This window comes from Streptomyces sennicomposti (assembly GCF_019890635.1).
GTDB lineage: Bacteria > Actinomycetota > Actinomycetes > Streptomycetales > Streptomycetaceae > Streptomyces > Streptomyces sennicomposti.
On the sequence record NZ_JAIOAB010000007.1, the window covers coordinates 124961 to 150239 of the forward strand.

General features: G+C 73.3%; 24 protein-coding genes. 11 read left to right on the top strand and 13 right to left on the bottom strand.

The features are described 5' to 3' along the window. Positions 1 to 52 precede the first annotated feature (52 nt). Positions 53 to 487 (bottom strand): hypothetical protein, encoded by a 435-nt coding sequence (locus K7787_RS06770; RefSeq protein WP_223000800.1) that lies wholly within the window; start codon positions 485 to 487, stop codon positions 53 to 55. Positions 488 to 979: 492 nt separating this feature from the next. Between K7787_RS06770 and K7787_RS06775 the strand changes: the two genes are divergently transcribed. Further along, on the top strand, positions 980 to 2185 hold the full coding sequence (locus tag K7787_RS06775) for a cytochrome P450 (RefSeq protein ID WP_164393246.1): 1206 nt from the start codon (positions 980 to 982) through the stop codon (positions 2183 to 2185). Between the two features lie 57 nt (positions 2186 to 2242). Here K7787_RS06775 and K7787_RS06780 read toward each other — a convergent pair whose 3' ends face one another. Beyond that, complete coding sequence (locus K7787_RS06780) at positions 2243 to 3070, bottom strand: alpha/beta fold hydrolase (protein ID WP_223000801.1); 828 nt, start codon at positions 3068 to 3070, stop codon at positions 2243 to 2245. A 119-nt stretch (positions 3071 to 3189) separates the two neighbouring features. On the opposite strand from K7787_RS06780, the gene K7787_RS06785 reads away from it, so the two are divergent. Next, positions 3190 to 3609 carry a MarR family winged helix-turn-helix transcriptional regulator gene (locus K7787_RS06785; RefSeq protein ID WP_019984181.1) on the top strand — a complete coding sequence of 140 codons (420 nt, stop codon included), beginning with the start codon at positions 3190 to 3192 and terminating at the stop codon, positions 3607 to 3609. 100 nt (positions 3610 to 3709) lie between these two features. On the opposite strand, the gene K7787_RS06790 is transcribed toward K7787_RS06785, so the two are convergent. Beyond that, positions 3710 to 5413 carry an NAD-dependent malic enzyme gene (locus tag K7787_RS06790; protein ID WP_223000802.1) on the bottom strand — a complete coding sequence of 568 codons (1704 nt, stop codon included), beginning with the start codon at positions 5411 to 5413 and terminating at the stop codon, positions 3710 to 3712. Positions 5414 to 5947: 534 nt separating this feature from the next. Between K7787_RS06790 and K7787_RS06795 the strand changes: the two genes are divergently transcribed. From K7787_RS06795 to K7787_RS06805, 3 genes are all read left to right on the top strand, one after another. Next, positions 5948 to 6598 (top strand): NUDIX hydrolase, encoded by a 651-nt coding sequence (locus K7787_RS06795; protein ID WP_247720612.1) that lies wholly within the window; start codon positions 5948 to 5950, stop codon positions 6596 to 6598. Between the two features lie 139 nt (positions 6599 to 6737). Next, on the top strand, positions 6738 to 7646 hold the full coding sequence (locus K7787_RS06800; RefSeq protein ID WP_223000804.1) for a poly-gamma-glutamate hydrolase family protein: 909 nt from the start codon (positions 6738 to 6740) through the stop codon (positions 7644 to 7646). A 160-nt stretch (positions 7647 to 7806) separates the two neighbouring features. After that, the gene (locus K7787_RS06805) at positions 7807 to 9459 is read left to right on the top strand and encodes an allantoin permease (protein ID WP_223000805.1); all 1653 of its coding nucleotides are present in this window, start codon (positions 7807 to 7809) and stop codon (positions 9457 to 9459) included. A 93-nt stretch (positions 9460 to 9552) separates the two neighbouring features. Here the strand turns inward: K7787_RS06805 and sigJ are convergent, their stop codons facing one another. Then, positions 9553 to 10476 (bottom strand): RNA polymerase sigma factor SigJ, encoded by a 924-nt coding sequence (gene sigJ, locus K7787_RS06810; RefSeq protein ID WP_223000806.1) that lies wholly within the window; start codon positions 10474 to 10476, stop codon positions 9553 to 9555. Between the two features lie 99 nt (positions 10477 to 10575). Here sigJ and K7787_RS06815 point away from each other — a divergent pair, with 99 nt between their 5' ends. Next, positions 10576 to 10959 (top strand): hypothetical protein, encoded by a 384-nt coding sequence (locus K7787_RS06815; RefSeq protein ID WP_223000807.1) that lies wholly within the window; start codon positions 10576 to 10578, stop codon positions 10957 to 10959. Positions 10960 to 11035: 76 nt separating this feature from the next. On the opposite strand, the gene K7787_RS31630 is transcribed toward K7787_RS06815, so the two are convergent. Together K7787_RS31630 and K7787_RS06825 are read right to left on the bottom strand one after the other, a co-directional pair. Continuing rightward, positions 11036 to 12016 carry a VOC family protein gene (locus tag K7787_RS31630; RefSeq protein WP_308036299.1) on the bottom strand — a complete coding sequence of 327 codons (981 nt, stop codon included), beginning with the start codon at positions 12014 to 12016 and terminating at the stop codon, positions 11036 to 11038. A 96-nt stretch (positions 12017 to 12112) separates the two neighbouring features. After that, on the bottom strand, positions 12113 to 12535 hold the full coding sequence (locus K7787_RS06825) for an ASCH domain-containing protein (RefSeq protein WP_223000808.1): 423 nt from the start codon (positions 12533 to 12535) through the stop codon (positions 12113 to 12115). Positions 12536 to 12684: 149 nt separating this feature from the next. On the opposite strand from K7787_RS06825, the gene K7787_RS06830 reads away from it, so the two are divergent. Both K7787_RS06830 and K7787_RS06835 read left to right on the top strand, forming a co-directional pair. Further along, on the top strand, positions 12685 to 13275 hold the full coding sequence (locus K7787_RS06830; protein WP_223000809.1) for a GNAT family N-acetyltransferase: 591 nt from the start codon (positions 12685 to 12687) through the stop codon (positions 13273 to 13275). A gap of 124 nt (positions 13276 to 13399) precedes the next feature. After that, positions 13400 to 13672 (top strand): DUF5808 domain-containing protein, encoded by a 273-nt coding sequence (locus K7787_RS06835; RefSeq protein WP_019984171.1) that lies wholly within the window; start codon positions 13400 to 13402, stop codon positions 13670 to 13672. A gap of 89 nt (positions 13673 to 13761) precedes the next feature. Here the strand turns inward: K7787_RS06835 and K7787_RS06840 are convergent, their stop codons facing one another. After that, complete coding sequence (locus K7787_RS06840; RefSeq protein WP_247720613.1) at positions 13762 to 14406, bottom strand: hypothetical protein; 645 nt, start codon at positions 14404 to 14406, stop codon at positions 13762 to 13764. Between the two features lie 572 nt (positions 14407 to 14978). On the opposite strand from K7787_RS06840, the gene K7787_RS06845 reads away from it, so the two are divergent. Further along, positions 14979 to 17084, top strand: a complete 2106-nt coding sequence (locus tag K7787_RS06845) for a SpoIIE family protein phosphatase (RefSeq protein ID WP_223000810.1) — start codon at positions 14979 to 14981, stop codon at positions 17082 to 17084. Positions 17085 to 17154: 70 nt separating this feature from the next. Here K7787_RS06845 and K7787_RS06850 read toward each other — a convergent pair whose 3' ends face one another. Further along, the gene (locus tag K7787_RS06850) at positions 17155 to 17790 is read right to left on the bottom strand and encodes a lytic transglycosylase domain-containing protein (RefSeq protein WP_223000811.1); all 636 of its coding nucleotides are present in this window, start codon (positions 17788 to 17790) and stop codon (positions 17155 to 17157) included. On the opposite strand from K7787_RS06850, the gene K7787_RS06855 reads away from it, so the two are divergent. After that, the gene (locus tag K7787_RS06855; protein ID WP_223000861.1) at positions 17720 to 18493 is read left to right on the top strand and encodes an SDR family oxidoreductase; all 774 of its coding nucleotides are present in this window, start codon (positions 17720 to 17722) and stop codon (positions 18491 to 18493) included. The two genes, K7787_RS06850 and K7787_RS06855, sit on opposite strands and share 71 nt — an antisense overlap. A 29-nt stretch (positions 18494 to 18522) precedes the next feature. On the opposite strand, the gene K7787_RS06860 is transcribed toward K7787_RS06855, so the two are convergent. The 4 genes from K7787_RS06860 to K7787_RS06875 form a co-directional block, all read right to left on the bottom strand. Further along, complete coding sequence (locus K7787_RS06860; RefSeq protein ID WP_223000812.1) at positions 18523 to 19407, bottom strand: aminoglycoside phosphotransferase family protein; 885 nt, start codon at positions 19405 to 19407, stop codon at positions 18523 to 18525. A gap of 155 nt (positions 19408 to 19562) precedes the next feature. Continuing rightward, complete coding sequence (locus tag K7787_RS06865) at positions 19563 to 20501, bottom strand: SDR family oxidoreductase (protein WP_164388095.1); 939 nt, start codon at positions 20499 to 20501, stop codon at positions 19563 to 19565. Between the two features lie 336 nt (positions 20502 to 20837). Continuing rightward, entirely contained in the window at positions 20838 to 23009 is a 2172-nt protein-coding gene (locus K7787_RS06870; protein WP_223000813.1) for a TerD family protein, read from the bottom strand. Between the two features lie 280 nt (positions 23010 to 23289). After that, on the bottom strand, positions 23290 to 23889 hold the full coding sequence (locus K7787_RS06875; RefSeq protein WP_223000814.1) for a TetR/AcrR family transcriptional regulator: 600 nt from the start codon (positions 23887 to 23889) through the stop codon (positions 23290 to 23292). Positions 23890 to 23978: 89 nt separating this feature from the next. Here K7787_RS06875 and K7787_RS06880 point away from each other — a divergent pair, with 89 nt between their 5' ends. After that, a complete protein-coding gene (locus K7787_RS06880; protein WP_223000815.1) occupies positions 23979 to 24701 on the top strand; it encodes an SDR family NAD(P)-dependent oxidoreductase in 723 nt (240 codons plus the stop codon). An 89-nt stretch (positions 24702 to 24790) separates the two neighbouring features. Here K7787_RS06880 and K7787_RS06885 read toward each other — a convergent pair whose 3' ends face one another. Beyond that, positions 24791 to 25258, bottom strand: coding sequence for a MerR family transcriptional regulator (locus K7787_RS06885; RefSeq protein ID WP_169437274.1), 468 nt, complete (start codon positions 25256 to 25258; stop codon positions 24791 to 24793). Positions 25259 to 25279 lie beyond the last annotated feature (21 nt).

The window sequence follows — 25279 nt, forward strand, 5'->3', positions numbered from 1 at the left end:
CGCAACCGGATATGTCCGCGGCGGCGGGGCCGGTGGTGTGGTCGTCGGGCTCCTACCGTACGGAGCAGTAGAGGCCGGCTTTCTGGTCGACGGCCGTGCGGGCCAGGGCGGCGAGGTCGGCGAGATGGGCGACCGCATCGGCCTCCCCGATGGCTTCGCCGTCGGCCCGCCGCAGGCGCGACCACTCGGCCGCCGTCTCCGCGAGCCGCCGCGGTTCCGTGGTCGCGAGCAGGCTCCGCAGGCGCTCCGAGACGACGAAGACGTAGTGGCCGTCGTTCGTGATCTCGGTCAGCACCCTCGGCCCACCGCGCCGCATCAGTTCGCGCGGGTCGTCTCCGGTGAGGAGACCTTCCCATTCGGCCGCGGCGTCCGCGGGATCGTAGTCGCCGACGGGAACGGTCGGGAACACCCTGCGCGGGCTGAAGCCCTTCACCTCGGCGGCTGACAGGTCGTCGGGTGCCACGAAGAAGTCCGCCCAGTCGCCCATCCGGGCATTCTGCCAGGCGTCCGGGACGGACGGCATCGGGGGACGGGGGCGGGGACGGGGCGTGGGCGTTGCCGGTGGCCGGTTCCCGCGTGGGCGTCCGGCGTATCCGCCGTATCCCCCGTATCCGCCGTCCCCCCTATCCGCCGTATCCGCCCGGCTGCCTCGCCGAGGCTTCCGACGCGGACGGTCGGAGCCGACCGGGTCGGTCCGGGCCGGTCCGGTTGGGCCGGGTCGGTCCGGGTCGGGCCGGTTGGGTCGATCCGGTCCGGTCGGGCCGGGCGTAGGCCACCTGGCTCACTGTGGCGGCGTGCATCGCCGGTGCGGGTGACGTGGCGTGCTTCCCTCGTGCCAGGAGGCATATGACAATGGCTGACACGCGATCGCAGGTACCCCCCTTCCCCGCCGCTCACGTCCCGGCGTCGCCGGCCGGCCACCACGGCCTCGGCACCCTCGTCCACCGGGCCGCCCGCCGACGCCGGGAGGAGTGGGCCCATGACCGCTGACGAGGACAGCGTCGTCTGCGCGTTCGACTACAGCGAGGCGCTGGAGTTCGATCCCGCCCTGGCCGACCTCATGGCCCGCGGCGGCCCCACCCGCATCCGGCTCCCCTACGGGGACGCCGACGCCTGGCTGGTCACCGGTTTCGACGCCGTCAAGCAGGTGACCACCGACCATCGGCTGAGCCGGGCCGGCATCATCGGCCGCGACTATCCGCGGATGACGCCCGAGCCCATCGTCTCCACCGAGTCGCTCAACGTGATGGACCCGCCGCACAGCACCCGCGTCCGCCGCCTCGCCGCGCAGGCCTTCACCCAGAGCCGGGTGGACGGCATGCGGCCCCGGATCGTCCGGCTCGCGGACCGGCTGCTGGACGGGATGGAGAAGGAGGGGCCGCCCGCGGATCTGGTGCGGCATCTGTCCGACCCGCTTCCCCAGCACACCATCCTGGACCTCCTCGGCGTCGAACGGGAGCAGTGGCCCCGCATCCAGGCGGCCGTCCACCAACTGCTCACCGTGGGCGCCGACAACAGGCAGGCCGCCGCCACCGCCAAGGCCGACCTGCGGGCCTACTTCGCCGGGCTGGTCGAGGAGCGCCGCCACGCACCCGGCACGGATCTCATCAGCGCGATGGCCGCGGCGCGCGACGGCGAGGAGTGTCTCGACGACAGGGAACTGGCGGTCATGGCGCTGATGCTGGCGCTCAGCGGCCAGGACACGGCCACCTGCCAGATCAGCGACATCACCTATCTGCTGCTGACCCGCCCCGAGTTGAGGGACCGGCTCGGACGCCACCCGGAGAGCCTGACCGGCGTCCTGCACGAATTGCTGCGCCACATCCCCTTCCGCAAGGGGATCGGCATCCCCCGGGTGGCGCTGGAGGACCTGGAACTGGGCGGTGCGCTGATCCGCGCGGGCGACTTCGTCCATGTGTCGTACCTGACGGCCAACCGCGACCCCGAGCACTATCCGGACCCGCACGCCCTCGCCTTCGACCGCCCCAACAGCCCGCATATGACGTTCGGTTGGGGAGGCCACCGGTGTATCGCGGTGCCCCTGGCCATGGCAGAACTCGAAGTGGCCGTCGGCCGCCTCCTGGAGCGCTTCCCCGGGCTGCGGCTCGCGGTCCCGCCCGAGGAGGTGCGCTGGGACACCGAGACGATCAGGCGCTTCCCGCTGGAGCTGCCGGTGAGCTGGTAGCGGCCGCGGACCGCACGGCCCCGCGTGGTCCGGTACGGCCACGGCGCCCGAATGCCGTCAGGGACGGTCCACTTCGTGGAGGAACGCGGCGACGGTCCGGGTGTACTCCTCGGGGTGGTCGAGGTTGGGGAAGTGCGCGGCGTCCTCGATCACGGCCGTGCGTCCGCGCGGCGCCGCGTCGGCGATGCTGTCGGCCATGGCGCGCAGTTCGGGTGCGTCCTGCGCGCCGTTCAGCGCGAGTACGGGGACGGTGATCCGGGCCGCCCGGGCGGCGAGGTCCCGCACGCGGACGTGGTGGTCGGGCTCACCGGGCGCGTGCTTGCCGATGGTCCGCTGCCGCATCGCGCGCAGGCGGGCGTACACCTCGGGGCGTACGGCCTCCCGCGGGCGTTCGCGGCCGTGCACCCAGAGGTCGCTCACCTCGTGCCACGCCTCGATGTCACCGGCGGCCAGCGCCTGGAACGCGGCCCTCTGCGCCTGTACGGCCCACGGATCGGTGAACTCGCGTTCGTCCACGCCGCCGCCGGAGACGACCAGGGCCCGGACCAGTTCCGGGTGCTCCAGCGCGGTCGCGATGGCGATCATCGCGCCCATGGAGACGCCGACGAGGGCGGCGGGGCCGACGCCCAGGTGGCGCAGCAGCTCGGCGAGGTCGTCGTCCTGGCGGAACGGGCGGCTCGCGTTCGCGGACCGCCCGTGGCCGCGGGCGTCGGGCGCGATGACGCGGAACTCCTCCGCGAGAACCGGGATCTGCTCGTCCCACATGGTGTGGTCGACGAAGCCGGCGTGCAGCAGCACGACGGGCAGGCCGGCGCCGCCGGTGTCGCGGTAGGCGAGCGCGCCGTCGGAGGACTCGAAGAAGCGGAGGTCGGTGACTTCACTCATGACAACCAGGTTGTCATGAGTGCACTGGGAATGACAACTCAGTTGTCATATATCATCGGCGTGTGAGTGATGAAGAGCGTGCACGCCCGCTGTCCCCGGCCGAGGCGGGGCCGCGGCTGATGGAGGTCTTCGCCCTGGTGGGACCGCTGTACCGGCGGGTCCAGCGGCAGATCGAACGGGACGCACCGCGGCAGGGCCTGTCGGTGGGGGTGCGCGCGGTGCTGGACCTGCTGCGCGAGCACGGGCCGATGACGGTCCCGCAGATGGGCCGGGCGCAGTCGATCAGCCGTCAGTTCGTCCAGCGGATGGTCAACGACGCCGCGGCGGACGGGCTGGTGGAGGCCGTGCCGAACCCCGCGCACGCGCGGTCCTCGCTGATCCGGCTGACCGACGCCGGCCGCGCGGCGATCCAGGCCGTCGTCGCCCGGGAGCACGAGCTGCTCGCCGAGGCCGCGGACGACCTCACGCCGTCGGACGTGGACACGTGTGTGCGGGTGCTGAGCCGGATGCTGGCCCTCTTCGAGGACGTCGACGGCTGAGGACGCCGGCCTCGGCAGCCGGCCGGCGGGTCACCCCCACCGTCGTACGCCGCACGCGCCGAACCGCCCGTCGTGCGCCGCCCGCGCCGTACCACGCGTGTCACCCCTCGCCGCCCGCCGGACCGTCGTACGCCGGCTGCCACATCGCGTCCTGCACGGCCTGTACGAGGTTGTCCGGCACGCGGGTGGCGACGCCGTCCTCGGCGGCCGCCCGGGCGACCGCCACGGCGACGGCGGCCGAGGAGGCCCGCAGATGGCGCACCGGCGGCAGCAGCGCGGCACCCGGCTCGGAGACGTCGGTCTGCTCGGCGACCGCGTTCGCCGCGGCCAGCAGCATCCCGTCGGTGACGCGTTCGGCGCGGGCCACGACGCAGCCGAGGCCGAGTCCCGGGTAGAGCAGCGCGTTGTTGGCCTGGCCGATGGTGTACTTCGTGCCGTCGTGGACGACCGGGTCGACGGGGACGCCGACCGCCATCAGGGCCTTGCCCCCGGACCAGGGGATCGCCTGGTCCGGCCGCACCTCCATGCGCGAGTCCGGGTTGGACAGGGGCAGCAGGACCGGCCGCTCCACCCCGGCGCACAACGCCTCGACGACCTCCTGGGTGAACGCGCCGTGCACGGTGGAGGTGCCGACCAGGATCGTCGGCTTCACCCGCCGTACGACGGCGAGCAGACCGGCCGGGCCGTCGTCGCCGTTCCGCCCGTCGTCGCCGTTCCGCCCGTCGGCGCCGTTCCGCCCGTCGTCGTCCGTCTCCCCGGCCGGGCGGGCGTAGGGGCGCTGGTGCTCGGGCAGGTCCGTCATGTCGTCCGTGACCAGGCCGTCCCGGTCGACCAGCCACACCCGGGATCTCGCCTGCTCGGCGGTGAGGCCGGCGCGGACCATGGCGGCGGCGAGCTGGTCGGCGATGCCGGTGCCGGCCGTACCGGCCCCGAAGACGACGAGGCGCTGGTCGGCGAAGGACTCTCCGGTGACCTTCAGCGCGGACAGGACCGCGGCCAGCGTGATGGCGCCGGTCCCCTGGAGGTCGTCGTTGAAGATCCGGTACTCCCGCGCGGCGCCGACCAGGATGCGCCGGGCGTTCGAGGGGCCGAAGTCCTCGAAGTGCAGCAACGCGTGCGGGAACAGCTCGGCGACGGTCGACAGGTACAGGGCGACGAAGTCGTCGTAGGCCGTCCCGGTCACCCGGGCGTGCCGGTTGCCGAGGTACATCGGGTCGTTGAGCAGCAGCTGATTGTCGGTGCCGACGTCCAGGTTGACGGCGATCACCCGCTCGGGGTGGATGCCGGCGGCGGCCGTGTAGACGGCGAGCTTGCCGACGGAGATGTCCGTGCCGTTGACGCCCCAGTCGCCGATCCCGAGGATCTGCTGCGCGTCGGACACGACGACGAGATCGACGTCGTCCGGGCCGAGGCCGAGCGAGGCGAAGGAGGCCCGCACGTCCTGCGGCCGGTCGATGGAGAGGTAGACCGCCCGGGAGCGGCGGTAGTCGCGGCTCCACTGCTGGATGGCCTCGCCGACCGTCGGGTCGTAGACGACGGGCAGCAGTTCGGGCAGGTGATCGACGAGCAGTTTGAAGTACAGCGTCTCGTTGCGGTCGTGCAGCGCGTCCAGGTAGATGTACTTGGCCAGGTCTGTCGGCTGCCGGTCCAGCTGGGCGTGGGCGCGGGCCGCCTGCTGGTCGAGGGTCTCCACCGCCGCCGGGAGCCGGCCGGTCAGACCGAGCCGGTCGCGTTCGGCGAGGGTGAAGGCGGTGCCGCGGTTGCGCAGCGGGTCGCTCAGCGCGTCGGGAATCCTGCCGGCCACGGCTCCTCCGTCCCTGCCGCGCGGCCGTGACGTGTTTCGCGGCCCGCACGGCCAGGCGTGTGCCACGACCCGCACGGCCATGGCGTGATCCATACTGCCCTCGCCCGCACCCGCCCTCAAGCCGAAGCCGCCCCGCCGGGCGGACGGCAGTTCTCTCCGGGACGTCCCGTAGGGACCGAAGGGACCGGTGCGGCGAACTCGGCGGTAACAACCGGGCTCCGTCGGCCGCGTTGGCCGGGTCGGCCTGGTCGGCGCGCTCGACGTGCTCGGCGTGATCGGCGCGCTCGACGTGCTCGGCGTTTCGGCCACCGCGCCACGGCGGGAACTCCCCGTACGACAAGGGCCGGTGCACAGCACACCAGCGGAGAACCGCTCTGTACCAGGGGCGCAGAACCGGCCGAAAGACATGTGTTCGAAGTGCGGACGGCGTCGTTGGACCCGGTGACACGCAAGCGACGTCACGAGGGGGCCGACGTTGGCGACAGCCGGACCACACCACGAGCCCGACCGGGGCACACGGAAGGCAGCGCGGAAATGGGCGCGGGAAACGGCAGCCGCGGACCGTACGGCGAGCACACCGCCGAAGGACACGCGGGCGACGCACGTCCGGCGTCCCGGGGGCGCGCGGTGAGCGGCGGGCGGCACACCGAGCCGCTGGACGTGCACCTGATCCTGCGCCGGGAGAGCGGCGCCGGGCCGCTGGTCCTGCTGTCGCGCCGGGCCGGTCCGGTGTACGCGACCGGGCTGTGGCATCTGCCCTCCGGGCACCTGGACGGCCCGCACGAGGACGTCGTCACCGCTCTGGTCCGCGAGGCCGGTGAGGAGACCGGCGTCGTCGTCGACCCGGCCGACGTCCGCGCCGCCGTCACCGTGCACCACCGCGCCCCCGGCGGCTCCTCCCGCACGGGCTTCTTCTTCGAGGTCCTGCGGTGGACCGGCGAGCCCCGTATCGCGGAGCCGGACCGCTGCGACGCGATGGAATGGGCGCCCCTGGACGCGCTTCCCGACGGCATGGTGGCGTACTGCCGTGCGGGGCTGGACGCCTACCGGGCCGGCGCGCGACTCGCGCTCCACTTCCAGTCGCCCGGCGACGCCGTGGCCCACGTACCCGGCGCCGGCCGCCTCCGCCTCGTCCCGGACGTCTCCGCCCCGGCACCCGCCACGACGAGGGGAGACGCGTCGTGACCCGCGCGGAAAGGCCCCCACACTCGTGCGGCGCTCCGACCGGGGCGACTTCCCGGACTGGGCCCCGCAGCGCACCCACAAGCGGCACAAAGGCGGCCCGACGAGGGGGTCGGAAGGGGCGTGCTGCAGGATCGCCTCCGTGAACACCACCAGCAGACGTACCGTCCTCGCCTCCGTCGCCGCCGTCGCCGCCGGCGTGCCCACCCTCAACGCCGTGATGGGCGGCGGCGCGACCCCGGCCGCGGCGGCCGACCAGTACGCGTCCAACACCGAGTTGTACACCCGCACCGCGGACCGGGAGGGCGTCGACTGGGTGCGCCGGTTCCGGATCGGCGCCCCGGCGCAGCTCACGGACAACGCGCGCGGCACCAGCACCCCCGTCGGCAGCACGGCCGTGATCGCGCCGCACGGCGGCGGGATCGAGGCGGGCACCAGCGAACTGTGCCTGGCCGTCGCCGGTTACATGCCCTTCGACACCAGCACCGATCCGGCGAGCGCGGCGCTGCCGGACCAACCGCAGCGCGACTACTGGATGTTCGAAGCGCTGGCCAACTCGGCGGCGCAGCACGTCACTTCCACCCACTGCGACGACCCGGCCGCCCTCGCCGTGTGCACCGCCAACCTGTACGCCGTCTCCCTGCACGGGTTCGACGACACCGCCGTGAAGAAGATCAACATCGGCGGCGGGGACGCACGGCTCCGGCGCAATCTGCTGGCGGCCTTCACCAAGTACGGTCTGACCTCCCCTGCGGCCAGGCCCGAGTGGAACGTCACCGTGGTGCTCGCGGGCGCCGACGATCCCATCAACGGCGACGACCCGGCCAACATCGTCAACCGCACCCGGACCGGCGGCGGCGCGCAGCTGGAGCTGTCCACGGCGCTGCGCAAGGCGATGTTCGGCGACTTCTCCGGCGCGGCCGGGCGCAGGACGACGTTCGGCGTGCCGAGCGCCGACAGCCCCTACGCCGACCACTTCTGGAACGGCTTCGTCGGCGCCGTCCGGGAGGCGATCAGGAACCACGAACTCGGTCTGGACGCCCCGCGGTAGGGCTCGTCCATCGCTCCGCCCCCACCGACGGAGCGCGCGGGCGGCGGTGGCGCGGACGCACCGGCTCGTGCTTCCGGACCGCCGAGGTGAGGGTCCGGAAACGAGCCGGTCACGACAGCGGGCCGTCCGGGGAAACAGGCGGTTTCTACCGTGACCGCCCATGGACACGAAGCCACGACTGTCGACGCCAGGCACCGCGAGGACCGCCGCCGACCAGGCGGTCAAGGAGACGCTGGAGGACTACACACTCCGTTTCGCGCCCCGCAGTTACCGCCGCTGGACCCCCATGGTCGTGGCCACCACCGCCCTCGGCGGCATCGCCTACATGGCCGACTTCTCCATCGGCGCGGGCATCGGCCTGACCCACGGCACCGGCAACGCCCTGGTGGCGATCGCGGTGGCCGCCGTGGTCATCTTCGTCACCGGCATCCCGCTGGCGTACTACGGCGCCCGCTACAACCTGGATCTGGACCTGATCACCCGCGGCTCCGGCTTCGGGTACTACGGTTCGGTGCTGACCAGCGTCATCTTCGCCAGCTTCACCTTCATCTTCTTCGCCCTGGAGGGCTCGATCATGGCGCAGGGCCTGAAACTCGGCCTGCATCTGCCGCTGTGGATCGGCTACTTGGTCTCCACCTTCATGGTGATCCCGCTGGTGGTCTACGGCATGAAGGCGCTCAGCCGGCTCCAGGTGTGGACCACGCCCGTCTGGCTCGTGCTGATGATCGCCCCGCTGGTGTACCTGATCGCCGAGGACCCCGGCAGCGTGGACCGCTTCCTCGCCTACGCGGGCACGGACGGCGACGGGATCAGCGCGGCCTCGGTGCTGCTCGGCGCGGGTGTGTGCCTGTCGCTGATCGCGCAGATCGGGGAGCAGATCGACTATCTGCGCTTCATGCCGCCGAGGACCGACGCGAACAGGCGCACCTGGTGGACCGCCGTGCTGATGGCGGGGCCCGGCTGGGTGGTGCTCGGCGCGCTGAAGCAGGCCATCGGCGTCTTCCTCGCCGTCTACATCCTGGCGGAGGTCGGCCCGGCCGCCGCGACCGAGCCGATCCAGCAGTTCCGCGGCGCGTTCGACGCGATGATGCCGTCCTGGCTGGTCGTCCCGCTCGCCGTGGTGCTGGTGGTGATCAGCCAGATCAAGATCAACGTGACGAACGCCTACTCCGGTTCGCTGGCCTGGACGAACTCCTTCACCCGCGTCACCGGGCACTACCCCGGCCGTATGGTCTTCGTGCTGGTCAACCTGGGCTTCGCGCTGGCCCTGATGGAAGCCGACATGTTCAGCTTCCTCAACGACATCCTCGGCTTCTACTCGAACTGCGCGATCGCCTGGGTCGTCACCGTCGCCACCGACATCGGCGTCAACAAGTACCTGCTCAAACTCTCCCCGCTCCAGCCGGAGTTCCGGCGCGGCATGCTGTACGCCGTCAACCCGGTCGGCGTCGTCTCCTTCGTGGCCGCCTCGGGTCTGTCGATCGCCACGTACTTCCACGCCTTCGGCGACACGCTCCAGCCGTACTCCCCCGTCGCCGCCGCCGTCCTCGCCTTCGTGCTCACGCCGCTGATGGCGGTCGTCACCAAGGGCAGGTACTACCTGCGGCGCGCCGACGACGGCATCGCGGAGCCGCTGCTCGACGCCGACGGCAATCCGAGCGCGGTCGTCCTCGACTGCCACGTGTGTCTCCAGCCGTACGAGCGCCCCGACCTGACGGCCTGCCGGACCCACGACGCCGTGGTCTGCTCCCTCTGCCTGAGCACCGACAAGATCGGCGACCACGTGCTGCCGGCGCAGTCGCCGGCGGCCTGAGGCCCGACGGCCAGCGGTGACCGGGGGCACGCCCCGGCGCGCCCGGCGGAAGGTGGTGAACCGGCCCTCGGCACAGGCCGGCCGCCGCGTCCCTCAGTTCTCCGGGTTCTCCGGCGCCCACGGGCGCAGCTTCTCCGGGTTGCGGATCACCCAGATCCGGGTGACGACGTCGTCGCGGACGTCGAAGGCGGCCACGGTGGCGACGGCGCCGTCCCGCAGGGCGACCAGGCCCGGCGTGCCGTTGACCGTGCGCTCCAGGAGTTCGAGTCCCGGCGCCCGGTCGGCGATGGCGGCCATGTACTGGGCGATGCGGGGGCCGCCCTCGACCGGGCGCAGGACGGTGCCGACCAGGCCGCCGCCGTCGGCGGTCATCACGGCGGCCGGGTCGAGGAGGCCGACGAGGGCCGCGATGTCCCGGGTCTGCCACGCCTCCTTGACGTGCCTCACCACGTCGGCCCGGCCTGCCTCCGGCGCCGGGGCGGGGCCGGGTGCGGCGGTCACCCGCCGCCGGGCCGAGGAGGCGAGCTGCTTGCAGGCGGCGGGCGTCCGGTCGAGGACGCCGGCGATCTCGGCGAACGGGTAGCGGAAGACGTCGTGCAGGACGAACGCCACGCGCTCGGCGGGCGTCATCGAGTCCAGGACGACGAGGAAGGCCATGGACACCGACTCGTCCAGGACGATCTGGTCGGCGGGGTCGCCGGGAGCGGCCGCGCCCGCGTGGTTCCACTCGGTGCGGTCGGGCAGCGGCTCGGGCAGCCAGGCTCCGACGTAGCGTTCCCGGCGGGCGCGCGCCGAGCCGAGCAGGTCCAGGCAGATGCGGCCGGTGACCGTGGTCAGCCAGGCGCCGGGGGACACGATCTCCTCGCGCCGGGCGTGCGACAGCCCGTACCAGCGCGCGTAGGCGTCCTGCACGGCGTCCTCGGCCTCGGTCACCGAACCGAGCAACCGGTAGGCGACGTTGATCAGTTGGCGTCGCTCGCCGTCGACCCCGTCCACGCCGGTCCCGACAGTCCCCATGTGTACGGCCGCCCCCCCGCCTTACCTTTCGCGGGCCCGTTTCGTCGGACCGGTGAGACCTTATCGACACTGCCCGAGGGCGGAAAAGGGGACTGTGACATGGCCACTCAGGTGACGGCGGACACCCGGCTCGCGAACACGCGACGCCGCTTGTCGTTCCTGCGGATCGCGATCGCCCTGCAGACCCTGACCATCTTCTTCCAGGCGGTCTCCGCGGGGCTGCTGCTGACCGCGTCGTACGGGGAGACGCTGCACAGTGTCGGGGCCCGGGTGATGTACGGGGCGTCGATGCTGTACGTGCTCGCGGCGGTGCTGGCGTGGAAGCCGGGCGGCGGCCCGTCCCGGCCCGTGTGGCACGCGTCGGGGTTCCTCGTCCTCGCCTCGGTCCAGGTCGTGCTGGGCATCGCGCACGTGCCGTCGGTCCATGTCCCGCTGGGCGTCCTGATGTTCGGCCTGAGCGTGCTGGCGCTGGCCCGGCGCTGAGCTGCGGTACGGGGCTCAGCGCCGCCGGCCGGCCGGGCGGCGCGCACCGGCGGCGCGGGCCGCCGTACCGCGCCGGTCAGCCGTCGGTGTCGGGGTAGGTGCTGATCTCCACGAGGTTGCCGTCGGGGTCGCGCAGATAGGTGCTCAGGAAGGGGCCCCGGGCGCCGGTGCGCGGCACCGGGCCCTCCTCCGGGGTGATGCCGCAGGCCGCGAGGTGGGCCAGGACCTGTGTCTGCGGGGTGTCGGTGACCAGGCACAGGTCGGCGCTGCCGGGGGTGGGGCGGGCTGCGTGCGGGAGGAGTTCGCGGCCGGCGGCGTGCAGGTTGATCTTGCTGGGGCCGAACGCCAGGGCGCGGCGGCCGTCGCCGAACGTCACCGGTTCCATGCCGAGGACGCGCCGGTAGAAGTCGACGGTCCGCTCGATGTCCGCGACGGTCAGCACCAGATGGTCGATGCCCGTGACCCGCAGCCCCGGCGCGGCCTCCGCCCCGGCGTACGGTCCGAGCTGCCGGGTGCAGGCGGCCCACGCGTCGGCGGAGAGCAGGTCGCGGGAGCGGGCGAAGAGGCCGTACAGGGCGGCGCCGTGGCGCGCGGCCAGGTCCTCGTTGTGCGCGAGGACGTCCAGTTCGTTGGCGGCGGTGATCTCCACGAAGGCGCGCAGCTCGGCGTCGGAGGGGGTGTGCTCGCCGGCGGTGAGGCGGTCGCGGAAGACCACCGGCCGGTCCCCGCCGAGCAGCGGGTACACGGCGTCCCGGTCGCAGCTCCCGTAGAGGTGGACCAGTGCCTCGGCGCGCTCGCCGATGAGGGCGGCCAGCGTGGCGCGTTCGGTCGTCGCGAGCAGGGACTCGTCGAACCCGTCGGTGCCGTAGGCGGCGTGGCACAGTCCGGCCGCCTGGACGTCGGGGTCGGCGCCCCACTCGGCCAACTGCCGTGCCACGCGGGAGAGATGGGCCAGCAGGGTGCCGCCGGGGTGGGGCATGCGGTCGGCGCCGCGGTCGCGCAGGAAGTCCTCGACGTGGGTCCAGGGGGACACGGGTTCGCTCGGGCTCGTCGTCACGTCACGAAGTCATAGCCGTGACGTGACGACCGGAGCAACCCATTTCCGGTGACGCCCCCGCCCTGCTCCCCTTGAGGGAAGGCGAGTTGAGCAGGGTCAGGGGGCGTCGGTCCCGACCGCCCGGAAGCGCTGGGCGACGACGAGGGTGTCGTCGCCGACGTCCGGCGTGCGCCCCAGGAACTCGCTCACGCCCGCGCTCCGGAAGAACTCCTCGTGGGCCGCCTGCCACGCCGCGGCGTCGCGGTAGCCGCGTCCCTCGGCGCGGGCGAAGTCGTCGTCGATGTCCTTCATGGGGACGACCCGTACGTCGACGAGTTCGATCGTGACGGCCGGGCTCCCCTCGGAATCGAGCACCGCGAACCGCTGTCCGGCCGTCGGCACGGCCTCCCCGGCGTGCTCGTAGATCTCCAACAGCCCGGTGAGCGCGGTCTTCTGGCCGTTCTGGATCGCCGCGACACCGCGGTCGCGTTCCGGACCGGGAAAGGCGAGTTCGAGCGTCGGCAGATCGTCGTGTCCCATCGGGCGAGCCTACGAAGCCGGAGCGCGCCGATCAAGGGATGCCCGGCGACGAGATCCACGGTGAACTGCCGTCGGCAGGCGGCCGGTTGCGGGTGCGGGTAGGGCCGTCGGCGTCCAACCACCGTCGGGCTGGCGCGTATGGTCGGGCGATGGAGAAGATCGCTGTACGGCTGGAGGCGGGGGCCACGGCGTCCGCGCCCGCTCTCGTCCTGCGTCCCTGGCGGCCGGCGGACGCCGCCGGGCTGGTCGAGCTGTACCGGGACGACGCGCTGCGCCGATGGACGAGTGCGGCCGTGGACGACGAGGCGGGCGCGGCCCGGTGGGTGCGGGACCAGCAGCGCGGCTGGGAGGCGGGAGACCGTTACGCGTTCGCCGTGATCGAGTCCCAAGGCGCGGGCGGTGCGGGCAGGTTGGCGGGGCACGTGGTCCTCAGGTACGTCGCGCCGGGCGCCGGCTCCGCCGAGGTCGGCTACTGGACGGCGGCGCACGCGCGCGGCCGGGGAGTGGCGCCCCGGGCCCTGGGGGCCCTCACCGACTGGGCCTTCACCGCCTTCCCCTCCGGAGAACTGACGCGCCTCGAACTCGTGCATCAGGTGGACAACACGGCGTCGTGCCGCGTCGCGGAGAAGTGCCGGTACGCCCTGACCACGCTCCTGCCCGCCGCGCCGCCCGACCACCCCCTCGCCGGGCACGTCCACGTACGGGAGCGCGGCGGGGGCCGTACCGGTCCGGTCCGTTGACGCACTAAGGGGACTTCGGCTTCCGGGCGGGCGACGTGCCGTCGGTCGGCTGCCCGTTCGCCGCGGGCGGGGGCGTGCCGTCGCCGTCTTGGACTCGGGCCCCGTCGGCGCGTACGGTCCCGTCATGAACAGGCGACTGCAGAAGACCGTGGGGTTCGTCGGCGCCGGTGTCGTCACCGCCGCGCTGGTGAAGGAGTTGCGCAAGCCGTCCGGGGACCGCACCTGGACGGGAACCGTCCTGGGGCTCCCGTACGACTTCCGGCCGCCCACTCCGGGGAAGATCCTCCGCGAGTTCTGGGATCCGGACAACGACGCCCTCCTCACACCGCACGCGTTCGGGGTCGGCTACGGCGTGAATCTGGCGCGGGTGGTGCGCGGGCTGCGCCGTACTCCCTGACCGGGGACCGGGCGGACTCCCCGCCCGTGGAACACGGGTGGGCCGGGACGGTCCCGGAGGTCCGTCCCGGCCGGGGCCGGCGGGGTCGGTCAGCGCAGCCAGGTGTGGTCGCGGACGACGGGCAGGCGTGCCCACCAGCGGCCCAGGCCCCAGGTGGCGCCCGCGCCGACCGCCGCCACCGCGACCAGCGCCACCGCGTAGATCACGTGGTAGTCGGCGAACGGGTTGGACGACATGCTCGGCGAACCGTCCGCGAGATGCTTGGCCGGCGGCCACTCCGCCAGCCACATCAACGCCATCATCGCCGTCCCCGCCACCGCAGCCGGCCGCAGCGCCACACCCGCCGTCACCGCCGCACCGATCCCGGCCAGACCGAGCATGAACAGCCAGTCCGCCCACGCGGCGCCGGCCCACGCGTGGAACGTCGACTGAAGCGGCCCCGCCGCCACCGAGCTGAGGAACCCCTTCGTCGGCGACCCGCCGTCGATCCAGCCCTTCCCCGACGCCGTCGCATACCCGAGACCGAACACCTTGTCCAGGAACGCCCACAGGAAGACGAACCCGGTCAGAATCCGCAGGACCGCCAAGACACGGGCCGAGACGGTGTGCGCGTCCAGTTCCGAGGCGGCGGCGGTGGTCGCGGGGCCGGTCCCGTCGGCGCGGAACGAGAAGCGGAGGATCGGGCTGCGCTGGGAGTGCTCGTGCACGGCCATGGCCATGGTCCCTTCTGGCATGTCCAGGATCGTTTCCTCGACACCCTCACTCTCCCGCCCCGCACCGCCCGGCGCCGGATGCCGAAGGGCACTGCCGAGGGGGCCCAACGTCCCTGTCTCGAGGGCCGGTTCGCGGGACCGGCGGTGCGGTCGGTGACGCTCGGCTCCGGACCGCCTGTCGGCTCTCCGGCCGGGCCGAGGACGATGCGTGGTCGTCGGGCGGCGTCTCCTTCACCCCGGCCGGCCGGGACGGGCTGTCCCCGGGGCAGGTCCGCTACGACAGCGTCTCGCAGGACGGCGGCGCATCCGCCGTCACCGTGTCCATGGCGGGGTTCGGGACCGGGGCCTGTCACGGCGTGTGACACCAGGGCACCGACTTCTTGCACGTTGCACGTTCAATAATGCAGCTGATGCAGCACCGAAAAGGGCCCCTCTCCGACACGGTGCTTTCCGGCGCCTCCCCCGCCCGCGCCGTTTGCGGACTCGGCGGCCGCGCTGTGCGATGGTGACCGTCACCGGTGTGAGCCAGGTGGTGTGGCAATCGATCAGGGCACTCGCGCCGGTGAGGTCGGCGGGCGGAAGGAACGAGTGCGATGAGCCGAGAAGAGCGGCGCTTCGAGTGGCCGGACCGTCCGGAGGACGGCGCGGCGGACCCGAGCGGGCTGCTGGATCTGCTGGGCGTCGCCGCGGTGCTGGTGGAGGCCGACGGCCGCATCGACATGTGGAGCCCGCAGGCCGAGGAACTGTTCGGCTACACCCGCGCCGAGGCCGTCGGCCGGTACGCCGCGCCGCTGCTCCTGCACCCCGAGCACCGGGAGGCCGCGATCAGGCTGTTCTCCGAGGTCATGGCGACCGGCCGCTGCTGGGCCGGGGCGTTCCCCGTCCGGCACAAGGACGGCGGCACCCGGCTGGTGGAGTTCCGCAACATGCGGCTGACCGACAACCTCGGCGACCACTACGCCCTGGGCCTGGCCACCGACCGGTCCACGGTCCAGGAGGTGGAGCGGCAGGTGGCCCTGTCCACCCGGCTGGTCGCGCAGGCGCCGATGGGGCTGTCCGTGCTGGACACCGGTCTGCGCTACCTCGCCGTCAACCCGGCCCTGGCCGCGATGCACGGCGTCGCCGAGGCCGACCACATCGGCCGGCGCTTCGGCGACATCCTGCCGGGCCCGTCGTTCAAGGATCTGGAGCGGGCCATGCGGCAGGTCCTGGCCTCCGGCGCGCCGATCGTGGACCAGGAGGTGGTGGGCCGTACCGCCGCGGACCCCGAGCACGAGCACGCGTGGGCGGTGTCGTTCTACCGGCTGGAGGACCATCACGGCCATGTGCTGGGCATCGCCAACGTGGTGGTGGACGTCACCGACCGGTACCGGGCGGCCAAGGAGGCCGACCGGGCGCAGCGCCGTCTGCGGCTGATGGCCACCGGCTCGGCCGGCATCGGAACCACCCTGGACGTGGAGCGCACCGCGCGGGAACTGGCCGACGTCGTCGTGCCCGACCTGGCCGACATGGTCGCGGTGGACCTGCTGGACTCGGTCCTGCAGACCGGCCGCACGGACGTGGGCGAGGAACCGGCGCTGTTCCGCGCCCTGGCGGTGAAGACCGCCTACGCCACCGACGCCGAACAGGCGCTCGTCCCGCCGGGCCGCCTCACCGCGTACCACGCCGACCATCCGGCGGCCCACTGCGTACGCACCCGGCGGCCGGTGCTGATCACCCGCCTGGACAGGGGGGACGTCGAGCGCATCGCCGCCGACTCCGAGGCGGCGCGGCTGCTCGCCGAGGCCGGGGTGCACACCGACATGGCGGTGCCCCTCATCGCCCGCGGGCACATCATCGGCGTGATGGGCCTGGCCCGCGCCCGCAACCCGCAGCCCTTCGACGAGGACGACCTCACCCTCGCCTGCGAGCTGGCCTCGTGCGCCGCGCTGAGCATCGACAACGCCGTCCTGCACCAGCACATCCGCAGCGCCGCCGAGACCCTCCAGCGCAGTCTGCTGCCGCATCCGTCGCCCCGCCATCCTGGCCTGGAGGTCGCCGCCCGCTACCGGCCCGCCCAGGCCTTCAGCGAGGTCGGCGGCGACTGGTACGACGTGATCCCGCTGGACGGGGACCGGACCGCCCTGGCGGTGGGCGACGTCATGGGCAGCGGCATCCCGGCGGCGACCACGATGGGCCGGCTGCGCACCGCCACCTCCACCCTCGCCGACCTCGATCTCGGCCCGGCCCGCATCCTCACCCACCTGGACAAGATCACGCTGGGTCTCGACCCGTACATCGCCACCTGCGTGTACGCGGTCTACGACCCCCACCACGCCCAGCTGCGGGTGGCCTCCGCCGGTCATCTGCCGCCGGTGCTCGCCCGGGCCGGGCAGGCGCCCGAACTCCTCGATCTGCCGAGCGGCATCCCGCTGGGGGTCGGCGGCGCCCCGTTCCAGGCCGTCACGCTTCCGCTGCGCCCGGGTGACCAGCTGGTCCTGTACACCGACGGGCTGGTCGAGACCCGCCATGACCCCATCGACAAGCGTCTGGAGGAACTGCTGCGGCTGCTGTCGGAGCCGTACGCCTCCGCGGAGGAGACCTGCGACCAGCTCCTCCAGCGGCTGCGGCACCCGGCCGGGCACGACGACGTCGCCCTCCTCATCGCCCGCGCACACCCGCTGACGACGGACGGCGCGCCCGGCCCGGGCCGCGCCTGATCACACCTGGCGCCACACCCCTCGCAGGCCCGCCCGCGCCTCCGCCTCCGTCGCCGCCGAGTGCGACTGCTCAGCCGACCCCGGCGTCGCGCGGTCCGGCGTCGCGCGGTGCGCCGCCGTGCGGTGCGCCGCCGTGCGCCAGGGCCTCGGCGGCCCGGCTCCGGAAGGATCGGAACCGGCGCAGGTACGACCGTGCCATGGGGCCCGGCGGGACGCCGCGGGCGAAGGCCCGCATGTTGCGCTCGCCGGTGTTGTAGCCGAGGGCGAGGAGTTCGTCGCGGGTGTAGCGGCGCACGTGCCGCCGCGGCAGGCTCCGGTCGAGGTCGCTCAGGTGCAGGGCCGCCGCGTGGACGGCGAAGGCCGGGTCGTCGCGCAGGTCCTGCCACGGCCGCGTCAGACCGTGGGCGCGCCGCACCCGCTCGAACGTCGCCCGGTGCATGTTGGCGACCCCGAAGGACGCCCCGGGCTTCCACCACTGCCACAGGCGTTCCAGCAGCGGGTGGTGGGGTTTGTACGCCTCGTTGTGGAGCACGGTCATCACGAGCAGGGGCGACACCCCGGCCGCTTCCGCGCCGCGCACCACGTGTGCGGCGTAGGCGGCCGGGTCGTAGCCGCCGGGCCGCAGCGGCGGCGTCCTGGCCGCGCCGCCGTCGCCGTCCACCGGCCGGTGCCGCCGCTCCGGCGCCGCCGTGGTCCGCTCGCTCATCCCCGCCCGCCTCTCCCCTGCCGTCCGCCCTCGCCGGGCCGGCAGGCCGTCCGCTGTCCTGAGACCCGCATGCCCCGGCGCCCCGGCCTCAACCGCCGCCACGAACCCGTTCAGCACTCCGGTTGCGGATGGCCGTCATGGCGACGCCGCCGCCCTGTGGTCGGCCTTCGACGCCCAGATCCCACGGCACGCGCCCGAGCGGGCCGTCGACGTCATCGTCAACAACGCCGGCATAGGACGCAGCGCGGACCTGGCGTCACTGACCGAGGACGGGTTCGACGAGGTCTTCGCCGTGAACGTCCGCGCACCCTTCTTCGTCGTGCGGGAGGGGCTGAAGCGGCTGCGCGACGCCGGCCGGATCATCAACATCTCCAGCGGCGCGGCCCACTTCGCCATGCCCGAGGCCATCGCCTACGGCGCCACCAAGAGCGCCCTGGACAACTTCACCCTCAACCTCGCCAAGGAACTGGGCGCCCGCGGCATCACGGCCAACTCGGTCGCGCCCGGGATCATCGACACGGACGTCAACGCGGGGTGGCTGCGCGGCAACCCGGAGGCCGAGGCCCACGCCGCCTCCCTGGCCGCGCTGGGCCGCGTCGGCCGGCCGGAGGACGTGGCCGACATCGTGGCCTTCCTCGCCTCGGACGACGCACGCTGGGTCACCGGCAAGGTGATCGACGCCACCGGCGGCTCCGGCCTGTGAGCCCGCGCACCGGGGCGGGAGCGACCGGTTCAGCCGGCCGGTTCTGCGAGCACCTCGGAGACGGCGCGGCGCCCCAGCTCGGCCATGGCGGGGTTGGTGTGGCGGTAGTAATCGATCCCGCTGACGAAGGTGAGTGCCCAGCCTCGACCGCGTGCCCAGGCAGCGTCGTCGAATTCTCCTGCCACGCGGTAGGTTTCCCGCGTCCGCGCACTGAGCAGCGTCCAGGCGGCCATGGCATCGCAGGCGGGGTCGCCCACGCCCGCGGTGCCGAAGTCGATCACCGCACGGAGCCGTCCGTCGTCGACGAGGATGTTGCCGGGGATGAGATCGCCGTGTGTCCACCTCGGCGGTCCGTCCCACTCCGGCTGGTCGAGGGCCTGTTCCCAGGCGGACAGGAGAGCGGGGGCGTCGATGTCGTCCGCCGCCTCGGCGGTCCACTTCCGTACGGAGGCGTCACGGGTGCGCAGCGGCACGCTCCGGTAGCCCGGGCGGGCTCCAGCGGTCTCGGCCTTGCGTAGCGCTGTGACGAACTCACCGAGATCCCTGGCGAGTTGGTGGCCGTCGGAAGCATCGTCCGGATTGGTGGCGGGATGCGAGCCGTCGATCCAGCGGCTGATCGCCCACGGGAAGGGGTACCCGTGTCCCGGTCGCCCCACCGCGATCGGTTCCGGCACGGCAGTGGGCAGGGCAGGGGCCAGCCGTGGCAACCAGTCCTGCTCGAACTCCACTTGCCCGACGGCGCCCTCCATCCGGGGCAACCGGACGGCGAGTTCGTCGCCCAGCCGGTAGATCGCGTTCTCGGTGCCCGCGGAGTCCACCGAGCTGATGGGCAGGTCCGCCCACTGCGGGAATTGGTGCGTGATGAGCTGCCGCACCAGCGCGGCGTCGGTCGGAATCTCGTTCTCGTGCATCATCGGTCCGAGACCCTAACGAGGCGGCCGGCGGGGGGACATCGATTTTCTGCAGCACCGCGCGGAGACAGGACAGCCCGTCGGCTCTCGCGCTCCCGTCGGCCCGCGCCGGCCGGTTCGCACGGGTCTCGTACGGCTCTCGTACGAGTCTCGTACGGCTATGGGCGCCGGGGCGGAGAGGGGCGCTGCTCGGACCGGTGGGCGTCGAGGTCGGCGCGGCCGCCGGCGCCGAGGACTCCGGTGTCGGCGACCAGACGCGTCGAGGACTGGCGGCGCAGTTCCCGCCGGGCGAGACGGGTGACGAGGGGCGGGAAGGCGGGGCGCAGGGGCTGGCACCAGCGCAGCCAGGGGGGTGCGTAGATCTGGTGGGCCCGGTGGGTGATCCCGGCGGTCAGCCAGTCGGCGACCTGCGCGGTGCTGTGCACGGCGCGGGTGAAGCGGGGCTGGTTGTGCCTGAGGGCCCGCAGGACGGGGTGGTCGTCGATGCCGGTGACCATGTCGGTGTCGGTCCAGTGCAGATAGGCGATGCCGACGGCGATCCCGTCGGGTTCGACCTCGCCCCGCAGGGCCTGGGCGAAGGACTCGACGCCGGCCTTGGAGGCGCAGTAGGCGCTCATCATCGGGGCGGAGCCGAACGCGGCGGTCGAGGCGATCTGGAGGAAGTAGCCCCGAGTGCGGGCGAGTTGGGGCAGGAAGGCGCGGGCGGTGTTGGCGGAGCCGGTGAGGTTGACGTCGACGACCCGCTGCCACAGGTCCGCCGGGGTGTGCGCGAAGGGGCCGGCGGCGGCGATGCCGGCGTTGGCGACGACCACGCTCGCCTGTCCCAGCTCGGCGGCGATGCGGCGGGCGGCGTGTGCGAGTGCGGCGGGGTCGGTGACGTCGGCCTCGACGCAGACGGTCGGGCCGGGCAGGGACTCGGCCGCGCGGCACAGGGTCTCCTCCTCGCGCCCGACCAGCGCGACGAGCATCCCGGCCTCGGACAGCCGCCGGGCGAGGGCCTCGCCGACGCCGCGCGCGGCGCCGGTCACGACCGCGACCCGGCCCCGCAACGGCGGGACGGGGCTGCGACGCCGGCCGGTTCCGGGGATGACGCGCATAGGCTCTCGTTCCTTCGCGGCCGTCTGCCCCACCGACAGCGGCACCCCTATCGGCATACCCGGTAGGCGCCGCCCGCTCCGGCACTGCCACCCGATCGGCGCACCCCCGGACCGCCCCCGGCGTACGCCACAGGTCCGGCGGTACGAGCCCCGCGCACGGCACGGACCCCGCGTACGACACGGACCCCGCGTACGACACGAAAAACCTCCGGCCGTCCCGCGTGCGGCGGGGCGGCCGGAGGCCTCGAGTCGTCGGCGAGGAGAGCGAAGGGGCTGGAATCAGAGAAAGATGGAGAAGGAAGCCCCTTCATGGCCTCGCCACGGTCACGCTAGCACTCAGGCGGGGATCAGGTCGCGCAGATTTTCGGGGGTGATGATCCGCGAGGCCGGGTGCAGCCCGTCGGGCCGCTCCAGGCCGATGTAGGTGACGGGGCCCGCCGGGAGCGTCCGGCCGTCCCACACGGTGACGATCGTCGCGCCGCCGGTCATCAGCTCGGTCAGATGGCGGACGGTGAGCTGCTCGCGCTCCACGATGCCGCGCAGCAGCGTGGCGACCGTCACCCGGTTGTCCTCGACCCGGTTGGCCGCCGGGGCGCCCTTCAGGTACAGGTGCAGCCACTTGGCGCGCCAGCGGCCGTCGGACCCGCGCAGGAACGCCAGCGGGAGCGCCACCCGGCCGGGGCCGCGCAGCTCCGACTTCATGCGCACGGTGCGCGGCTCGAACGGCCGTCCCCGCTGCCCGGCCTCGCGCAGCATGAACCCGAAGAACGACTCCTCGGTCTCCTCGAAGCCCTCCCCGGCGTAGATGTCGACCTGCGGGACGATGCAGGCGCTGCGTACGGCGCCCAGCCGCAGGTCGATGAACTCCGAGGCCCCGTCGGGCGCGTCCGTGATGTCACCGGAGTGCTCGCCCTCCACCTCGCGGAGGTTGGTGTAGGACAGCCAGGAGTCGGTGGCGTAGTCGGCGTCCAGCAGCAGCGCCGACAGGTCGTAGTCGGTGGTGCGTTCGGTCTGCTTCCAGTGGACGAAGAACCGCAGCAGTTCGCCGTCGACCGGGGACACCGAGCCGCGCGGCAGCACGCCGAGCCCGGCCGCGGTCGCCTTTCCGCTGAGCGGCAGCGCCACGTCCAGGACGTCCGGGTCGATCAGCAGGTGGTCCGTGGCGGGCAGCCGGCGGCGCAGCTCCGCGTCCAGGGCGCCGATCAGCCGGTCGCGTGCGGGTGCGGGAACCGGCGGGCGGGTGTCGTCGGTGACCCACGCGCGGCCGAGCCGGTTGACGAACACCCGTCGTTCCCCGGTCTCCCGCGCCCGGTTGTGCAGGTGTTCGCGCACCGAGAGCACGACCCGGCCGGACACGTCGGGCACGGTCTGCTCGGCGGCGGCCACGACCGCCTCGCGCTCCTCCTGTGTGCGGGCGGCGCGCAGCAGCCGGTCCAGGGAGCGGAACAGCTTGCCGGGCGCGGACTTCAGCAGGGCGACCGCGCCGGTGAGGTCGCCCGCGGCGAGCAGTTCCTCCACCCGGCCGTCCAGGGAGCGGGCGGCCTTCTCGCCGCGGGCGACGGCGAACACGTCGGCCGCGTGCGGCCACCGCGGGTACTCGTGCGGGTGCAGCCGCTCGCCGAGCCGCTTCCACATCTCGCGGTGCGCGTGGACGTCGGCGAGCTTGGCGGGCGCCGCGGCGACGACCGCGTCCAGGCCCGCGAGCAGCGTACGGCGCACCGGGCGAGGCAGCGCCCGCAGTCGCGTCGGCGCCCGCAGCGTCACATCGCCGCCCGCGAACGCGCAGGCCAGTCGCAGCACATCGGTGACGGTGTCCAGCAACGGTCCCGAACCGGCCATGACACGGGCCAGGTTGAGCACGGCCCGGTTCTCGCGCACCGGGATCTCCGCGGGCTGCGGCCCGTCGGCGCAGTGCCCGGCCAGCTCCCGCAGATCGGCCAGCCCCTCCTCGCCCAGGGGCGTGGGGCTGCCCGCCAACGCCAGGTAGAGCGAGGTCAGTTCGTCCTCGGAGGAGCCGCCCCGGTGCAGGACCGTCAGCCGGTCGCCCGCCGCGGCGATCAGTTCGTCGTGGTGGGCGAGCATCCGCGCGTACGTGTGCTGGTAGGCGCCGTAGGCCGGGAGGGTGAGCAGGTCCACCACGCCGGTGCTCAGCTGCCGGAGTGTGTTCGCGCGCGTGGTGTCGTCGGCCAGCGCCTCGGTGACGCACCGCATCCAGAAGTCGAAGGTGTCCGGCACGCCGGCCGGGAAGTCGATGAAGTAGACGTTGTGCCGGACGTGGTCGCCGACCAGCTCACGGACGGTGCGCAGGGTGCGTGCGGCGATGCCGACGACCGTGTCCCGGGCCAGTCCCGACAGATGCTCCAGCAGCTCCCCCGAGAGCTTGAAGCCCACGGACATCAGCGCGGCGTCGAACTGCCGTGCCGCGACGGCGCCTTCCCCTGCCGGTCCGTCGGGTACGGGGACGCGGTGGGTGTGCCGGATGACCAGGGGGTCGAGACGGTGAACCATCCCGGCATGCTCCCAAGCCGGGCGGCTCACCCGCACCCGGTTTTCCGCACCCGGCCTTCCACCTACGCCTTCCGCACCCGGTCTTCCACCTCCGGCCTTCCGCAACCGGCCCTCCGCACCCGGCCTTCCACCTCCGGCCCTCCGCAACCGGCCCTCCGCACCCGGCCTTCCACCTCCGGCCCTCCGCAACCGGCCCTCCGCATCCGGCCGCCGCTCGGGCGGCGGACGCCGACGTCCCGCCCGGGCGTGCGACGCCGATCCCGGGGAGCGCGAGCGGCGGTCAACTCCTCGGCGCGTCCAGCAGGTTGTCCGCGAGGGCGTCCACCAGGGCGGGTGAGACGGGCGCACCGGTCAGGGCGCGGTAGACGAGCGGGCCGGTGATCGCGTCGAGCGTGGTGTCGGGGTCGAGATCGAGTGCGATCTCGCCGGCGGTGATCGCTCGCCTGAGCATGTCGCGTTCCTGGGCGCGGCGCGGACCGAGATAGCGCTCGTGGAAGCGCTCGGCCGTGCCGGGATCGTGCTGCGCCTCGGCGAGCAGGGCGAGCAGCACCTTCCCGGCGGGGTCGTCCGTGAGGAAGCGCGCGAAGTCGCGGAGGTAGCCGCGGATGGTCTCGGCGGTGGGCTGCCCCGTCGGCACGGGCAGGCGTTTGCCGCTGTCCTCGATGAGCGTGTCGAGCAGGATCTCGACCTTCGAGGGCCACCAGCGGTAGATCGTCTGCTTGGCGACACCGGCCCGGCGGGCGATCGCCTCGACGGTCAGCGCGCCGAAGCCGTGCTCGGCGAGCAGGTCGTCCGCCGCGTGCAGCACGGCGAGACGCGCGGCCTCGTCGCGCCTGTTGCCGGAGCGCGGCCTGCGGGGCTGGGGGCTGGCTGCGGACATGCGGCACACCCTACCGGGCGGTCTGCTCCACCTGTTGTCTAGACGCAACGCCGCGTCTAGTCTGAGGTCTCGACCACCGAGGAGTGAACATGTCCGTCATGCCCGACCACCCGACCCCCCTCTCCGGCCGTCACGCCCTCCTCATCGGGGCCTCCCGCGGGTTAGGGCTCGTCCTCGCCGGCGAACTCGCCGGGCGCGGCTGGCAGGTCGTCGCCACCACGCGCCGGCCGGGCGGCGAGCTGCAGGCGCGCGCCGACGCCTCGAACGGACATCTGACCGTCGAAACCCTGGAGATGACCAGCTTCGCACAACTCGTCGCTCTGCGTGAGCGACTGAAGGGCCGTCAGCTCGATCTGATTTTCGTGAACGCCGCCATCGACCGGGGCGACCTGCCGATCCACGAGGTCCCGACGGCCATGTTCACCGAGGTGATGATCACCAACGCGCTCAGTCCGCTGCGCGTCCTCGAAGCCCTCCACGACCTCGTCGCGCCCGGCGGAACCGTCGCGGTCATGTCCTCCGAGCAGGGCAGCATCTCGCTCAACACCGAGGGCGGCTACGAGCTGTACAAGGCGAGCAAGGCCGCGCTGAACCAGCTGATGCGCAGTTACGCCACCCGCCATGCCGGCGACGGGCACACCAAGCTGCTCATCGACCCCGGCCACAACCGGACCAGGCTCGGCGGACCCGACGCACCCCTGGTCCCCGAGGAGAGCATCCCGGCCGTCGCCGACGTCCTGGAGGCGGCGCACAAGGGCGGGTCCGGCGACCTGCGCTTCCTGGACCGCCACGGGGCGACCGTCCCCTGGTAGGCACAGGTTGCCCGTCCCCCGGTGAGGCGCAGGGACCGTCCCCTGGGGAGGCGCAGGGCGACCATCCCTTGGTGAGGCGCAGGGCGCGCTCAGGCGTCCGGCAGGGACGGTTCCGCCGGGGCGCTCGGCAGGGCCGGCGCGGGGCCCTCGCCGCTGAGGGCGGCGTCGACGCGGGCCCGGACGTGAGCCCCGGTGACGGGGCAGCTCAGCGGGTGGTCCGACGGGCAGTCCAGCATGTGCCGCAGCACGTCGGCGGCCCGGGTGAGCCGGTCGATGCGCTCCCGCATCGCGGCGTGCTCGGCCTCGATCAGGCCATGGCGCTCGGCGGCGTCCTCGCTGGTCAGCACGGCGGCGGTGTCGGCGAGCGTCATCATGCCGTCGTCGTGCCACAGCTGCGCGTAGGCGAGCCGTTCCAGGGCCGCGCGGTCGTACTGGCGCACCCGGCCGCGCCGCGCGGTGGGCCGGATCAGCCCGCACTCCTCGTAGTAGCGCAGCGTCGGCACCGAGACCCCGAAGGCGCGGGCGACCTCGCTGATCGAGTACAGCCGCTCGGCCATCGGTCCTCCGTCGGGCTCGGT